At 64.8% G+C, this 13,517-nt stretch carries 13 protein-coding genes and 1 pseudogene; 7 read left to right on the top strand and 7 right to left on the bottom strand.

Annotated elements, in window-relative coordinates:
* Positions 1–23 precede the first annotated feature (23 nt).
* The gene (gene hpaR / locus B6V72_RS05815) at positions 24–506 is read left to right on the top strand and encodes a homoprotocatechuate degradation operon regulator HpaR (protein ID WP_075774254.1); all 483 of its coding nucleotides are present in this window, start codon (positions 24–26) and stop codon (positions 504–506) included.
* A gap of 136 nt (positions 507–642) precedes the next feature.
* On the opposite strand, the gene B6V72_RS05810 is transcribed toward hpaR, so the two are convergent.
* Genes B6V72_RS05810 through B6V72_RS05800 form a run of 3 tightly spaced genes read right to left on the bottom strand, consistent with a single transcriptional unit; the run spans position 643 to position 3,549 of the window.
* A complete protein-coding gene (locus B6V72_RS05810; RefSeq protein WP_088735031.1) occupies positions 643–1,995 on the bottom strand; it encodes an aminotransferase class III-fold pyridoxal phosphate-dependent enzyme in 1,353 nt (450 codons plus the stop codon).
* An 11-nt stretch (positions 1,996–2,006) separates the two neighbouring features.
* Entirely contained in the window at positions 2,007–2,654 is a 648-nt protein-coding gene (locus tag B6V72_RS05805; RefSeq protein WP_088735029.1) for an HAD-IA family hydrolase, read from the bottom strand.
* Positions 2,647–3,549 carry an IclR family transcriptional regulator gene (locus B6V72_RS05800; RefSeq protein WP_240497685.1) on the bottom strand — a complete coding sequence of 301 codons (903 nt, stop codon included), beginning with the start codon at positions 3,547–3,549 and terminating at the stop codon, positions 2,647–2,649. Before B6V72_RS05800 ends, B6V72_RS05805 begins: the two co-directional genes overlap by 8 nt.
* 12 nt (positions 3,550–3,561) lie before the next feature.
* Here B6V72_RS05800 and B6V72_RS05795 point away from each other — a divergent pair, with 12 nt between their 5' ends.
* Genes B6V72_RS05795 through B6V72_RS05775 form a run of 5 tightly spaced genes read left to right on the top strand, consistent with a single transcriptional unit; the run spans position 3,562 to position 9,383 of the window.
* The gene (locus B6V72_RS05795; protein WP_075774250.1) at positions 3,562–4,515 is read left to right on the top strand and encodes a tripartite tricarboxylate transporter substrate binding protein; all 954 of its coding nucleotides are present in this window, start codon (positions 3,562–3,564) and stop codon (positions 4,513–4,515) included.
* The gene (locus B6V72_RS05790) at positions 4,505–5,116 is read left to right on the top strand and encodes a tripartite tricarboxylate transporter TctB family protein (RefSeq protein ID WP_088719727.1); all 612 of its coding nucleotides are present in this window, start codon (positions 4,505–4,507) and stop codon (positions 5,114–5,116) included. Before B6V72_RS05795 ends, B6V72_RS05790 begins: the two co-directional genes overlap by 11 nt.
* Positions 5,117–5,128: 12 nt before the next feature.
* Entirely contained in the window at positions 5,129–6,652 is a 1,524-nt protein-coding gene (locus tag B6V72_RS05785; RefSeq protein ID WP_088735026.1) for a tripartite tricarboxylate transporter permease, read from the top strand.
* A gap of 3 nt (positions 6,653–6,655) precedes the next feature.
* Complete coding sequence (locus tag B6V72_RS05780; protein ID WP_088735024.1) at positions 6,656–8,140, top strand: aldehyde dehydrogenase; 1,485 nt, start codon at positions 6,656–6,658, stop codon at positions 8,138–8,140.
* A gap of 10 nt (positions 8,141–8,150) precedes the next feature.
* Positions 8,151–9,383 (top strand): Tm-1-like ATP-binding domain-containing protein, encoded by a 1,233-nt coding sequence (locus B6V72_RS05775; protein ID WP_088735022.1) that lies wholly within the window; start codon positions 8,151–8,153, stop codon positions 9,381–9,383.
* A 104-nt stretch (positions 9,384–9,487) separates the two neighbouring features.
* Here the strand turns inward: B6V72_RS05775 and B6V72_RS05770 are convergent, their stop codons facing one another.
* On the bottom strand, positions 9,488–9,667 hold the full coding sequence (locus tag B6V72_RS05770; RefSeq protein WP_088719723.1) for a DUF2783 domain-containing protein: 180 nt from the start codon (positions 9,665–9,667) through the stop codon (positions 9,488–9,490).
* Entirely contained in the window at positions 9,664–11,268 is a 1,605-nt protein-coding gene (locus B6V72_RS05765; protein ID WP_088735020.1) for an FAD-dependent monooxygenase, read from the bottom strand. The genes B6V72_RS05770 and B6V72_RS05765 overlap by 4 nt, the downstream gene beginning before the upstream one ends.
* 86 nt (positions 11,269–11,354) lie before the next feature.
* Between B6V72_RS05765 and B6V72_RS05760 the strand changes: the two genes are divergently transcribed.
* Complete coding sequence (locus tag B6V72_RS05760; protein WP_088735018.1) at positions 11,355–12,050, top strand: helix-turn-helix transcriptional regulator; 696 nt, start codon at positions 11,355–11,357, stop codon at positions 12,048–12,050.
* A 53-nt stretch (positions 12,051–12,103) separates the two neighbouring features.
* On the opposite strand, the pseudogene B6V72_RS05755 reads toward B6V72_RS05760, so the two are convergent.
* Positions 12,104–12,193: pseudogene (locus B6V72_RS05755) on the bottom strand (ATPase); the annotation flags it as partial.
* A 389-nt stretch (positions 12,194–12,582) separates the two neighbouring features.
* Complete coding sequence (locus B6V72_RS05750) at positions 12,583–13,506, bottom strand: sugar kinase (RefSeq protein WP_276206166.1); 924 nt, start codon at positions 13,504–13,506, stop codon at positions 12,583–12,585.
* Between the last annotated feature and the right edge of the window lie 11 nt (positions 13,507–13,517).

The following is a 13,517-nucleotide window of genomic DNA, read 5'->3' as shown; positions in this document are numbered from 1 at the left end:
CACCTGACAGGAACGAGGTTTCGATGCCCCAAGACAGCGCCCCCCGACAGCGGCCCGACGGGTTCGAGTTGAACGCCCCGCGTCGCTCCTTGCCGATCGCCCTGCTGCGGGCGCGGGAATTGGTGATGGAGCGGTTCCGCCCGATGCTCAACGCGCATGACGTGACCGAGCAGCAATGGCGCGTGTTGCGGGTGCTGCGCGAGAGCGGACCGCTCGACGCCACGATGCTGGCCGAACGTGCCTGCGTGCTGGCCCCTTCGCTGACCCGGATGCTGCGCGCGCTCGAGACTCGTGGATTGATCGAAATCCGCCGCGACGGCGAAGACCGAAGACGGGCCCGCGTCGGCCTGAGCGAGGCCGGCACCGCCTTCCTTCGTGACGTCTCGCCGCAAAGCGCCGAGATCTATGCCAAGCTCGAGGCCGAAATCGGCGCAGAGCGGATCACCCGGCTTCTCGATGAGCTTGAAGCTTTCGTCGCCGCGCTGGAACATGACGAGCGCGCGTGAAACAGCCCGGATTGGCGCGCGCTTCGCGATCCCGCCCTCCAGTGCCGCGGCGCATCCCGAGGAAACCCCGCGTCAAGCGGTGAATGCGATGAATTGAAATCGCCCGGCCCAAAGCAGCCGACCGGGCGTTCTGCGATCAGACCGCCGCGAGACCCGCATCGAGGGCGTTGAGGATCGTCGCAATATTGCCTTCGGTCACGATCAACGAGGGCGACAGGATCACGTTGTTGCCCGACACCCGAACCATTGCGCCCGTTTCGTAGGCACCGCGGTGGACCTTGGCGATGCTGGCCTTGTCGATCGGCGCCTTGGTCGCGCGGTCCGAAACCAGCTCCAGCGCGCACATCAAGCCACGCCCACCCCGCACATCGCCCACGATGTCGTGTTTCTCCTGAAGCGCCAAGAGCCCTTCGTGAAGCTGCGTTCCACGGGCTGCCGCGTTGTCCTTGACGTTGAGCGCCTGCGTTTCCTTCAGGCAGGCGATAGCCGCCGCCGCGCCGACCGGATGGCCCGAATAGGTGTAGCCCGATCCGATCGCCGCCTTGCCGCTGGTGTCGGATTCGAAGACTTCCGCGACGCGGCCCGAGATCATCACGGCGCCGAAGGGGAAATAGCCGTTGGTGATCGCCTTGGCGGTGGTCATCATGTCCGGCTGAACGCCCCAGAGCCGCGAACCCGACCATGCGCCAGTGCGACCGAAGGCGGTGATCACCTCGTCGGCGATCAGTAGAATGCCGTATTTGTCACAGATCGCGCGCACGCCGGGCATGAAGCTTTCGTGGGGAACGATCACACCGCCTGCGCCCAGGATCGGCTCCATGATCATCGCGGCGATCGTCTCCGCGCCCTGGAACTTGATCTCGTCTTCCAGCGCGGCGAGGCAAAGCTGGGCCAGCTTCTCGGGATCTGTCTCGTTGAAGGGGTTGCGATAAGTATAGGGTGCCGTGATGTGGTAGCAGCCCGGCATCAGCGGTTCGTACTGGGTTCGGAAATTGGCATTGCCGTTGACGCTCGCGCCCAACGTATGGGTGCCGTGATAGCCCTTCTTGAGCGAGAGGTATTTCACCCGCCCCGCCTCGCCGCGCACCTTGTGATATTGCCGCGCCAGACGCAGCGCGATCTCGACCGAATCCGAACCGCCCGAAGTGTAGAAGGCGCGCTCCAGCCCGTCGGGGGCGAAGAATTCGGCGAGCATCTCCCCCAGTTCGATCACCGCGTCATTCGTGGTGCCGCGAAAGATCGAGTAATAGGGCAGACGGTCGAGCTGCGCGGCAATGGCGTCCTTCACCGGCTGGCACGAGAACCCGAGATTGACGTTCCACAGCCCGCCCACGCCGTCGACCGTCTTGTGGCCATCGACATCGGTGATCGTCACACCGTCGCCGGCGACGATGATCTCGGGCAGGTTCTTCTGGCTATCCGCAGGGTGCGCCATCGGGTGCCAGATCGAACGGGCGTTACGCTCTTTCAGGAAATTCTCGTCTTTCATGTCGGTCCTCATCATAGGCCCAACAGGCGCAGCGCGGTGGCGTAGCCCTGGGCGGGAGATTGCACGTCGAAGTGAACGGGGATCATGCCGACAGCCTCGGCGCCGCGAATGTTGCGCAGCTGGTCATCGACGAAAACGCAGGCTTCGGCCGGAAGGCCGAGCGCGTCGAGCGCACCTTGATAGGCGCGCGGATCGGGTTTCAGAATCTTGGTGTAGGTCGCGTCGATCACGGCGTCGAAGCGGCGCAGGAAGGGCAGCTTCTTGCGGAAGTCGGCGCCGTAGAACAGGTCGAGCTCGTTGGACAGGATAGCGAGGCGGCACCCTGCAGCCTCGGCCTTGTCGATCGCCGCGAGGAATTCCGGGCGGATCACGTCGGCAGGGCTCGCCCCGCGCGCCGCGCGCACGAAGTCGGACATGTCGCTCCAGTCGCATCCGACCAGAGCCGCCACCTCCTGCGTGCGCTGGCGCCAATAGTCGCGCTCCGAGATTTCATCTGCCTGCATCGCGCGCCAGAGCGGGTCGGTCTGAGGCTCGAACGGACCGCGCCAGGTCAAGCTTCCCGAAGCGAGCCCCAACGCAGCCTCGGTCAGATCATGCGTTTCGAAAAGCGTGCGTGAGATCACGCCACCGAAGTCGAGCACGAGCGCGCGCTCAGCCATGCGATACCTCGCGCTGTTGATAATCCGCAGGAAGCGAACCGCCCATGAGTTCGGACAGGCGGGGCACCCATTTTCGCAGCGCCTCCACCATGGCTTTGCGTTTGTCGGCACCCGCGCGCGACGAAGGGACCGCGATCGAAACCGCGCCGATCACCGCGCCACCGAGCCCGAAAATCGGCCCCGCGAGGGAGGAAACCTCGTCGTCGAAGCCCTTCTCCACCCAGACGCTGCCATTGGCACGGCATTCCGCCAGCTTTTCGCGCAGACTATCGGGATCGACGACGGTCTGGGCGGTGAAGCTCTCGAGCGGCGCATCCAGAACCCGCGCCCGTAGATCGTCTCCGCCGAAGCAGAGCATCACCAAACCAGAGGCGGTCGCGTGCAGGGGCAGAAGCTGCGACTCGTCGAACGCGACCTGCGTCCCGTGCAGGCGCGGATCGTGATGCACGACCGGCGACAGCTGCTGGCCTTGCAACAGAGAGACATGGACCAGCTCGCCGACCTCCTGCGCCATCTCTTCGATGAAAGGACGCAATACCGACCGCAGCGGCATATTCGCTTCGCGCACGCCATAGAGACGCAGAATCGCGGGGCCCAGCCGATAGCGACGCGTCTCCGGGTTCTGTTCCAGAAAGCCGCATTCGGCCAGTTCGACGAGATGGCGGTGCACGGTGGCCTTATCGCGCTGCGTGAGGCGAACATACTCGCCGAGCCCGATCTCGGGACGCTGAGTGGAAATATAATCCAGCAATTCCAATGCCTTTTTGATCGTTCCCATCGAGCCCTTTGGCAGCCTCCCGTAAAATTTCCGTTCGTTGCAACTGAAACGTTGACAGAAAAGAAAACCCGATGCAAGAATCTTTGCTACCAACGGTTCAAATAATAAACCACTCAACAGGAGAGCTTCATGACGTCGACCTTCAAGCTGCTGGCAGGGGCGCTCGCCCTCGGCCTCCCGCTTGCCGCGGGCCTGCCCGCGCAGGCCGAGTATCCAGAGAAACCCGTCGAATTCGTCGTTCCGTTCCCGCCGGGCGATCTGGAAGACGTGCTGACCCGGATGATCGCGGACGAGTTCCAGAAGACCTATGGCGTTCCCGCTGCCGTGGTGAACAAGCCCGGCGGCGGCGGCGGCCCCTTCCCCGGTGCGGCCGAAGTCGCGCAGGCGCCCGCCGATGGCTACACGATCGGTTCTTTCGTGATCGACGTGCCGGTGGTCGGCCCTTCGGTCGGCATCCCCGCGCTCAGCCCCGATCCGTTTGAGCCGGTGGGCATCTTCCTGACCTACCCGTTCGTCATCGCGGCCTCCAAGGACGCGCCTTACGCGACGATCGATGAACTCGCGAGCTACGCCAAGGACCACGATGTCGCCCTGGGGCATTTCGGTTCCTTCCTGATCCCGACGCAGGTGACCTTCGCGCTCGCAAAGAAGAAGGGTTTCGATTTCGGCTCCGAGGCTGCGTTCGACGCGCTGGACTGCAACACGCTGGCTTCGGGCGATGCGGACGTGATCAACACGACGCTGCAACTGATCCTGCCCTGCCTCGACGATGTGAACGTGATGGCCTCGATCGGAGAGAAGCGCATTCCGCTGACGCCCGACACGCCGACCGTCGGCGAGCTGGAACCGGATCTCGACCTGGCGCTGTGGGATGGCCTCTTCGTCAAGAAAGGCACCCCCGAAGACGTGCGCCAGAAGATCGCCGCCGTCGCCGAAAAGGTCATGAGTTCGGACAAGGCCAAGGAACTGGCCGATCAGACCGGTGCGCTGGTCTACTGGCAGGATGCGGCGACCGCGCAGCAGCGCATCGCGCATGACAGTGAAACCCTCGGCACGATCGACGGTCTCATCAATGGCGAATGAGCCGTCCTCCTCGGGTCCCGCGCGCAAGGAACCACCGCGCGCGGGTGCCCGCTCGGTCCGGGCGATCCGCACCAAGAACCTGGAAGATCTGTTCAAACGCTATCGCCGTCCCGGAGACATGGCCTTCGCCGTGCTGTTCTTCGCACTCTCGATCGGATTGCTGATCGCCCTGCCCTGGCAGACCGAATGGGTCAAGCGCACCAAGACCTACGCACAGCCCGCATTCTGGCCGATGGTCTCGATCTTCGCGATGGTCGTGTTCAGCATGTTTCACCTGCTCGGCTCGTTCGTCTCGGAGCGCATTCCCGGGCGCTGGCGCGAAGTCGCGCAATGGCTGCGCTCGCTCGAATATGCCGTGTGGTTCATGGTCTATGTCGCGCTGGTGCCGCTCATCGGCTACCTGCTCGCCACGATCCTGTTCAGTTGCATGATGACGCTGCGCCTTGGCTATCGCGGCTGGCGCTGGATGCTGGTCTCCGTGCTGTTTTCCGTTGTCGTCGTGGTGCTTTTCAAAAGCTTCCTGCAAGTAAAAATTCCTGCCGGAATGATCTACGAGGCCGCGCCTGCGCCCTTCCGCGCAATTCTGATGACCTACTTCTAAGGAGCGTCCCTCATGGACATGCTGCTTTCCGGCGCAGAGATGCTGATGCGCCTCGACGTTATGGTCGCTCTCTTGATCGGCTCGATCGGCGGGGTGGTCATCGGTGCGATCCCCGGTGTCGGCCCTGCCGTCGCGATCGCCATCCTGCTGCCCGCGACCTTCGCAATGCCGCCGCTGGTCGGCTTGACCATGCTGCTGGGCATCTACGGCTCGTCGATGTTCGGCGGCTCGCTTCCCGCGATCCTGATCAACACGCCCGGAACGGCAGTCAACGCATTGACCACCTATGACGGCCACCCGGTGACGAAGAAGGGCGAAGCGTTGCGCGCGCTCGGCCTCGCCTATGGAGCCTCGTTCTTCGGTGGCATCGCCTCGATCATCGCTCTGATCCTGCTCTCGCCGGTGCTGGCGAAGATCGCGCCGATGTTCGGCTCGCGCGAGATTTTCCTGGCCGCGCTGCTGGGCATCGTCCTGGTGATCCTCGCCCATCGCGGCCAGACCTTCGCGGCCGGCGTGCTGGCGGCCTTCGGGATATTTCTGCAGACCGTAGGTCTGGAGCCCGTCAAATACACGATGCGCTTCACCTTTGGTTTCGACTTCCTCAACTCGGGCTTCGACCTGATCGTGGTGGTCCTCGGACTGTTCGCGCTGAGCCAGGCGTTCCTGCTGCTGATTGAGCCGGAATCCGCACCGCATGCGCAACGCATCGAAGGCTCGATGGGACGCGCGATGATGGGTGTGCTGCGCCACAAGCGGGTGGCGGGGTTTGCCGCGAGTTGCGGCGTGATGATGGGGATGATCCCCGGCGTCGGCGAGTTTACCGCGCAGTTTCTATCTTACACCTACGCGCAGAAGACCTCGAAGACGCCCGAGGAATTCGGCAAGGGCAGCCCTGAAGGCCTGATCGCCTCGGAAGCCGCAAATAACGCAGTGCCTGCCGCGGCAATGATCCCGCTTCTGGCGCTTGGCATTCCCGGTGAGGCCCTGACCGCGATGATGCTGTCGGTCTTCTACGTCCATAACGTGATCCCCGGCCCGCAGCTGTTCCAGAACAAGCTCGATTTCGTCTACGCGCTCTATATCGCGATGATCCTGCTCAACATCATCGTGGTGCTGTTCATGCTCGTCTCGTCGAACTGGCTGCTCAAGATCATCCAGATCCCGACGCGTTTCCTCGGCATGATGATCCTCGTGCTCAGCTTCGTGGGCGTCTATTCGTTGCGCAATTCGATCGTGGACTGCGCGATTGCTGCGGCGTTTGGCGTCCTCGGCCTGATCCTGAAACGGCAAAACCTGCCGATCGTGCCAATAGTTCTGGGCATGGTTCTGGGCGGCATCATGGAGACCAAGCTGCGGTCGTCGATGGCCCGCGTGCACGTGCCGATCGACTTCTTCGACCGCCCGATCGCGGCGATCCTTGGTCTGGCGATCTGCGGGCTTCTGATCGTCCATTTCGCGAGCCTCTACCGCGAGCGCCAGAACCGCGAGCCAGAGGGCGCGCACGACCACGACATGCACGACAGTTTCACGAGGTAAGCAATGCTCGACACCGACAAGATCGCCGCGCTGCGCAGCGCCGACGTTCCCCCTGCTCTGCATCTGATCGAGGGTGCGGCGCAGCCCGCCTCCGACGGTGGCACCCTGCCGGTGATCTCCCCGCTCGACGGGAAGGAACTCACCACGCTGGCGCGCGGCACGGCTGCCGATGCCGAAGCGGCAATTGCCAGTGCGCGGGCGGCTTTCGACGACGGGCGCTGGTCGGGGCTCGCCCCGGGCGCGCGCAAGGCGGTGATGTTGAAATGGGCCGCCCTGATCGAGGCGAACGCGCTCGAACTCGCCGTTCTGGGCGTGCGCGACAATGGCACCGAGATCGGCATGGCGCTAAAGGCCGAACCGTTCTCGGCTGCCGCGACGATCCGCTACTATGCCGAGGCGATCGACAAGATCTATGGCGAGATCGCCCCCACCGCGCCCGACGCGCTGGGGCTGGTGCATCGCGAACCCGTCGGCGTGGTCGGCGCGATCGTGCCGTGGAATTTCCCGCTGATGATTGGCGCATGGAAACTGGGTCCGGCGCTGGCGGCGGGCAATACGGTCGTGCTGAAACCGGCCGAGACCGCGTCGCTCACGCTGCGCCGGGTCGCCGATCTGGCGCTCGAGGCCGGGATACCCCCGGGCGTCTTCAACGTCGTACTGGGCGAAGGCGCGGTGGTCGGCGAAGCGATGGCGCTGTCGATGGAGATCGACGTGATGGTTTTCACCGGCTCCGCCCCGGTCGGTCGGCGTCTGCTGGAAAATGCCGCGAAGTCGAACCTCAAGCGCGTCTATCTGGAGTTGGGCGGCAAGTCCCCCAATATCGTCTTTGCCGACGCGCCCGATCTGGACACGGCGGTGAAGGTCGCCGCCAACGGCATCTTCCGCAATTCGGGGCAAGTCTGCATCGCCGGATCGCGACTGCTGGTCGAGCGGTCGATCCATGGCGCGTTCGTCGAGAAGCTGCGCGCCTTTACCGAGACGATGCAGGTGGGCGACCCGCTTGATCCCGCGACGCAGGCGGGGGCGGTGAACTCCGCCCGCCAGTTGGAGCAGAACCTGCGCTTCGTCAGCGAGGCCGAGGCCGCGGGGCGTCAGGTCTTCGGCGGCAAGCGCATCCGCGAGGAAACCGGCGGCTTCTTCATGGAGCCCACGATAGTCACCGGGGTCGCCCCCGAAGATCCGATCGCGCAGCGCGAAGTCTTCGGCCCGGTTCTGGCGGTTATCCCCTTCGATACCGAGGAAGAGGCCCTGCAAATCGCCAACGGCACCGATTACGGGCTCGCCGCGGCCGTCTGGACCGCAGATCTGAGCCGCGCGCACCGGATGATCCGGGGCATCCATGCGGGGCTCGTGCATGTGAACACCTATGGCGGATCCGACCTGACAGTGCCCTTGGGCGGCGTCAAGCAATCGGGCAACGGGCATGACAAGTCTCTGCATGCGTTCGACAAATATCTCGATCTGAAAACCGCTTGGATCAAACTGTGAGGGGGCGCCTATGACCGATCGTACCATTCTCGTTGTCGGCACTTACGACACCAAGGACGATGAACTGACCTATCTTCGCGAGGTGATCGAGGCACAGGGCGGGCGTGTCCTGCGCATGGATGTCTCGGTGCTGGGCGACCCCTCGACCCCGGTCGAATACAGCAAGCATCAGGTGGCCGAAGCGGGCGGCTCCTCTATCGAGGCCGCAATTGCGAGCGGCGACGAAAACCGGGCGATGCAGATCATGGCGCGCGGGGGCGCGACGCTGGTCGCTCAACTCCACGCCGATGGCGTCTTCGACGGAATGGTTGTGCTGGGCGGAACGATGGGCACCGATCTGGCGCTCGACCTATGTGCGGCGCTGCCGATCGGGGTGCCGAAATACATCGTCTCGACGGTCTCCTTCTCGCCGCTGCTGCCGCCCGAACGGATCGCGGCGGATGTGCAGATGATCCTCTGGGCGGGCGGGCTTTACGGGCTGAACTCGATCTGCAAAGCCTCGCTCAGTCAGGCGGCGGGCGCGGTTCTGGGCGCGGCCCGCGCGGTGGAACGGCCCGACCGGTCGAAACCGCTGGTCGGGATGACATCCTTCGGGAAATCCTTCCTGAAATACATGGTGCCTCTGAAACCCGAGCTGGAAGCGCGCGGCTACGAGGTCGCGGTGTTCCACGCCACCGGCATGGGCGGGCGTGCCTTCGAGAGCCTCGCGGCACAGGGCGCCTTCGCCTGCGTCTTCGATTTCGCGACGCAGGAAATCGGCAACCATCTGCATGGCTCCGCGATCAGCGCAGGCGCCGACCGGATGACCAACGCAGGCGCATCGGGCACGCCGCAGATCGTCGCCCCTGCCTGTCACGACCTCGTCGACATGATCGGCTGGCAGCCCCTGCCCGACAAATGGGCCGAACATCCGAGCCATGCGCATAACCGGCTGCTGACCTCGGTCGTGCTCGATCATGCGGAGCGCAGGGCCGTGGCGCGTGCGCATTGCGAGAAATTGGCTGGGGCAAAGGGACCGACCGCGCTGCTGCTGCCCTTGGGCGGGGTGCACGAGCTGGACCGTCCCGGTCTTGATCTGCACGACTCCGAGGGGCTTGCGGGCTTCTTCGAGGAAATCCGCGCCTGTGCGCCCGACACCGTCGCGCTGCACGAGGTGGACGCGCATATCAACGACCCCGAGTTCGCCGCAACCGCGCTCGCGATCTTCGACGCATGGCGCGAGGACGGGGTGATCAAGGGCTAAGCGACATCGGCCCGGCAGCAACCGGCCCATTCGGAGAGCGACGGCGCGATCTCCTCGGCCTCCGCAAAGCGTAGGTCGAACCATCCTCGCCGCATAGGCCCGTCTCAGTCGTCGAGATCCCTTGCTGCTTCCGCGATGTGGCGCAGCGTCGTGTCGGGATCGGCTGCCTCGTGCGCCTGCAACAGGACCAGCTTCGCCAGGAACAGCTCGCGCTGTGGTTGGGGTATCGCGTCCAGCTGTGTCGCGAGCGCCTCGTAGATGGTTTCAAGCTGTTCGGGTGTCATGGCTCATCTCCTCCGATGGACCGGTGCAGCGCCGCGCGAAGGGCCTCCGGCGAGGCGTCGCGCCAGCGCGCAGCGACGTGGCCGTCGGGGCGGACGAGATACGTCACGCCCGGACCGGTGCCAAGCGCGCTTTCCGCCTCGGTCTTTGCCTGAAGGACCACGATGGTAAGATCGTCCTTCGCCAGACCCTCGAGCTCCGGATTGAAGGTCAACAGGTTGAACCCCGGGCCCAGAAGGTCGGACAGGAACCCGTCACCCACCCGCGCTTCCGGCAAAGCCGCACCGGGCACGGGACCACCCTCGAAACCGCTCTCGTCGGGCAGCACGATCGGACTGTCGGCATAGGTGTAGGGCGTCATCTGCCGCGGATTTGCCAGCTCGCCGGCAAAGGGATGCGTCAGCGCGAGGCTGAGCGCCGCGTCACGCATCAGCCGCCAACCCTCGGTCGGCGGCGTCATGAAACGGGCCGATTTCGACGCATTGGCGAAGACATCCAGCGTCGCCCCGCGCCGTTCGGGCGCGTAGCTGTCGAGCAGGCCCTCGGGCGCGCGCCCAGCGATCACCCGCGCCAGCTTCCAGGCGATGTTCTGCGCATCCGCCAGCCCGTTATTGAGCCCGCGCACGCCGAAGATCGGCACGATATGCGCGCTGTCCCCGATGAAGAACACCCGGCCGTCGCGGTAGTCGTCCAGGGCCAGCGTGTTGGCGGAATAGACGCTCCACCATTCCAGCTCCCACGCGCCGTCATGGCCGAGATCGGCGAGCACGGCGGCGACGGAGCGCCGTACCTCACCCTCGGCCATGGCGGCCTCGGTGCTTTCGTCGTCCCGCAGTTGATAGTCGATACGCCAGATATTGTCGGGTTGTTTGTGGACCAGCACGGTGCCGCCGCGTCGACAATCCGGGTCGAACAGCGCCCGCCGGATGGTCGGATAGTCATGGTTCATCTGGACGTCGGCGATCACATAGCGACCCTCGTAATTCTCGCCTTTCAGGCGCAGCCCGCGCATCTTGCGGGTCGGGCTGCGCGCCCCATCGGCGGCGAGAACCCAGTCGGCGGCCATGTCGTACCCCCCCTTAGGGTCGCGCACGGTGAGGGTGACACCGTCCGAGGTATCCTCGATCCCTGTCACTTCACTTTGCCAGCGTGCCTCGATCAGCGGCTCCCGCTCGATCGTCTCCCAGAGATACTGCTCGATGAACTGCTGCTGGATATTGTACATCGGGCGATATTTCTCGCGCGGGCTGTCGGGCATGTCGAATTCGAGGATTTGCCGCCCACGGTAGAAGCTCCGCCCCGTGGTCCATCCGAGCGCCTTTTCGAGAAACGGCGCAACCGCACCGATCCGGTCGAGAATGTAGAAACTCTGCCGTGCCACGCAGATCGCACGGCTGCCGTCGTTGAAGCTGGCCTTCGCGTCGAAGAGCACAGAGGCGATGCCCTCCTTTGCCAGGGCGAGCGCCGCCGTCATCCCCACCGGCCCCGCGCCGACGATGGCGACCCGTGCCCGGCGCGTGAGGCCAGCGCGATCGCTCGGCGGTTCGAAATGCGGGTAGTCGAAATAGAGCGACTCCGTCTCGCCGCGCCCGTCTGGTCTCATGCTTCAGTCCTCCCTTTGGCCCGGTGATAGTCAATCGCGACGCACGCTGTCTGTCCCCTTTGTCGGGGGACATGCTATGAAGGCCCATGCCCTCCACCGCCCGCATGATCGATGCCTGCCTCGAGACGCTCGGCGCCGACGCGTTCGCGCCGGTTTTCGCGGATTTCGTCGAGACGCTGGGTGTCGATCAGCTGATGATCTTCGCGATCGAGACAGGGGCGGCACGGTGCCTGCTGTCGCGTCACTTCGCCAATGCGGCGCTCGCCGGAGAACTGGCGGCGGCCTATATCGCGGGCGGGTTCCGACGCGATCCCCTGCTTCCCGCCCTGGAAACAGCGGCTTCGGGGAGCGTTCAGCTGCACCGTCTGGAGGGCGTGGCCTCGGTGATGGACGACGGCTACCGCGAGCGGTTCTTCGACGCACCGGGCCTCACGGCGAAAACGACGGTGCTCGCCGTAGGCGAGACATTGCGCCTCTTCGTCAGCTTCTATGCGGTCAAGGCGGAGGGCGACGTCTGCGATCCGGACCTCGCCCGCCTGGCCGCGCGGCTCGCCCTGCTGCATTTCGAGCGCGCCCTCGACACCGGTGTCCCGGCCCCGCTCACGGTGCTCAGCGACCGCGAGCGCGCTGTCTGCCTCGGCATCCTCTCTGGCCGCAAATCAGAGGCCATCGCGGCAGAGCTCGGCATAGCCCCCTCCAGCGTGATCACCTACCGCAAGCGCGCTTATGGCAAGCTGGGCATTTCCTCCCGCGCCGGCCTGTTCGCAATTTGCGCGGGATAGGAGCGACAATCTCGGCCGAAGTTTAGGTTCGTCGTCACGATGATCTACGTTCACTCGTAGAGCTGGCTGATGCGGTGAAATAAAAGCGGTCCGCCGGTCGGAGCGAATGGCAGGTAGCCAAGCTCGTCGGGGATCAGGAAATCGAAGCCACTCAAGCAAGCCCGCGGTGTGGCTCATCGTTCCGGGCATTTTCGGTCAACCGAGGCGAGATAGCCGAGGAAGAATTCGACACCGAGCACGATCGCTTGGACCGCAGGTGACGCATACTCCCGGAAGGACCAAAGCTCGAGCGTTGCGTCGCGGGGGGACAGCCTCCGCCTCACAAGGCAGCGGCGCCATCGAGGTGCTCAGCCTTCGGGTCGGTCGCAGAAATAGGGGGCTGGACTCGCGGCCGTGCGCGCCGTGACCCTCGCGCGCGATGCAGCTACCATGCAGCCGGGATATTTATTCCCGACCATTCAGCCGGATTCGCGGATAGGCCGCCGGACGGAAACAACATCATCCACCTGACCGGAGCCCACCGGACGAACCGTCACAGGCCCGCGAGTGATGCCGCGAGGGTGCGCGCTGATGCCTTGCTCAAACGCGCGCCCGGCTCGCCCAGAACGGCTCCGCCGACCGACTGCCCCCAGCCGATCGCGTCTTCGACCGGATGCCCGAGGAGGCGGGCGGCGAGGTAGCCCGCATTGAAAGCATCGCCCGCGCCGGTCGTGTCGCGCAGCTCCGTCAGAACCGGGGTGTCGCAGCGACCGGTATGGCCTTCGGCCAAATGCCAGACCGGACGCGCGCCATCCTTCACGGCGATCTCCGCGAGCCCATGTCTGCGGAGACGCTCCAAAGTCAGTTCCGGGTTCGCATCACCCCAGAGCGCTGCTTCGTCGTCAAAACTGGGCAACGCGATATCGGTATGGGCGAGCATGCGCGTGATCGTATCCCGCGCCTCCGACGGCGAGGCCCAGAGCCGCGGTCGGTAGTTCGGATCGAAGGAGATACGCGCGCCCGCCTCGCGCGCATTGGCGACTGCATCGAACAGGGTGTCCCGCGCTTCGGGCGAGAGGATGGCCAGGGTGATCCCCGACACATGGACGAAATTTGCACTGGACAGAGCCTGGTCAAGCAGATCAGGATCATCCGCGAGACGACGGGCTGCCGAGTGCTGACGCCAGTAGTGGAAACTTCGCTCCGTCCCCTCGAGCTCAATCATGTAGAGCCCCATCTCGCGCTCGGGGTCGCGCTGGACGGCGGCGAGATCCAGCCCGTCGGCCGCCATCTCGGCGAGGAAACGGTCGGACAGCCTGTCCTCTCCGATCCGCGTCACAAAGCCCGCCCGGGCACGCGGCCCAAGGAGTTGCGCCGCATGCCAGAGGGTGTTGAACGTGTCGCCCGCATAGCCGAGCCGAAACGTGCCGCCCTCGACCGGAGCGAGCTCAAGCATCGCCTCCCCGATGGCGAGCATTTTCTTAGGAG

It is taken from the genome of Thioclava sp. F34-6, assembly GCF_002213235.1.
Classification (GTDB): Bacteria; Pseudomonadota; Alphaproteobacteria; order Rhodobacterales; family Rhodobacteraceae; genus Thioclava; species Thioclava nitratireducens.
Note: the sequence above shows the minus strand (reverse complement) of the source record. Positions and strands in the feature narration are given on the sequence as shown.

Coding starts and splice junctions, on each gene's coding strand:
- B6V72_RS05790 (WP_088719727.1), top strand. CDS start 4,505: ATGGCGAATGAGCCGTCCTCCTCGGGTCCCGCGCGCAAGGAACCACCG.
- B6V72_RS05760 (WP_088735018.1), top strand. CDS start 11,355: ATGCCCTCCACCGCCCGCATGATCGATGCCTGCCTCGAGACGCTCGGC.
- B6V72_RS05785 (WP_088735026.1), top strand. CDS start 5,129: ATGGACATGCTGCTTTCCGGCGCAGAGATGCTGATGCGCCTCGACGTT.
- B6V72_RS05810 (WP_088735031.1), bottom strand. CDS start 1,995: ATGAAAGACGAGAATTTCCTGAAAGAGCGTAACGCCCGTTCGATCTGG.
- hpaR (WP_075774254.1), top strand. CDS start 24: ATGCCCCAAGACAGCGCCCCCCGACAGCGGCCCGACGGGTTCGAGTTG.
- B6V72_RS05770 (WP_088719723.1), bottom strand. CDS start 9,667: ATGACACCCGAACAGCTTGAAACCATCTACGAGGCGCTCGCGACACAG.
- B6V72_RS05780 (WP_088735024.1), top strand. CDS start 6,656: ATGCTCGACACCGACAAGATCGCCGCGCTGCGCAGCGCCGACGTTCCC.
- B6V72_RS05805 (WP_088735029.1), bottom strand. CDS start 2,654: ATGGCTGAGCGCGCGCTCGTGCTCGACTTCGGTGGCGTGATCTCACGC.
- B6V72_RS05775 (WP_088735022.1), top strand. CDS start 8,151: ATGACCGATCGTACCATTCTCGTTGTCGGCACTTACGACACCAAGGAC.
- B6V72_RS05765 (WP_088735020.1), bottom strand. CDS start 11,268: ATGAGACCAGACGGGCGCGGCGAGACGGAGTCGCTCTATTTCGACTAC.
- B6V72_RS05795 (WP_075774250.1), top strand. CDS start 3,562: ATGACGTCGACCTTCAAGCTGCTGGCAGGGGCGCTCGCCCTCGGCCTC.
- B6V72_RS05750 (WP_276206166.1), bottom strand. CDS start 13,506: ATGCTCGCCATCGGGGAGGCGATGCTTGAGCTCGCTCCGGTCGAGGGC.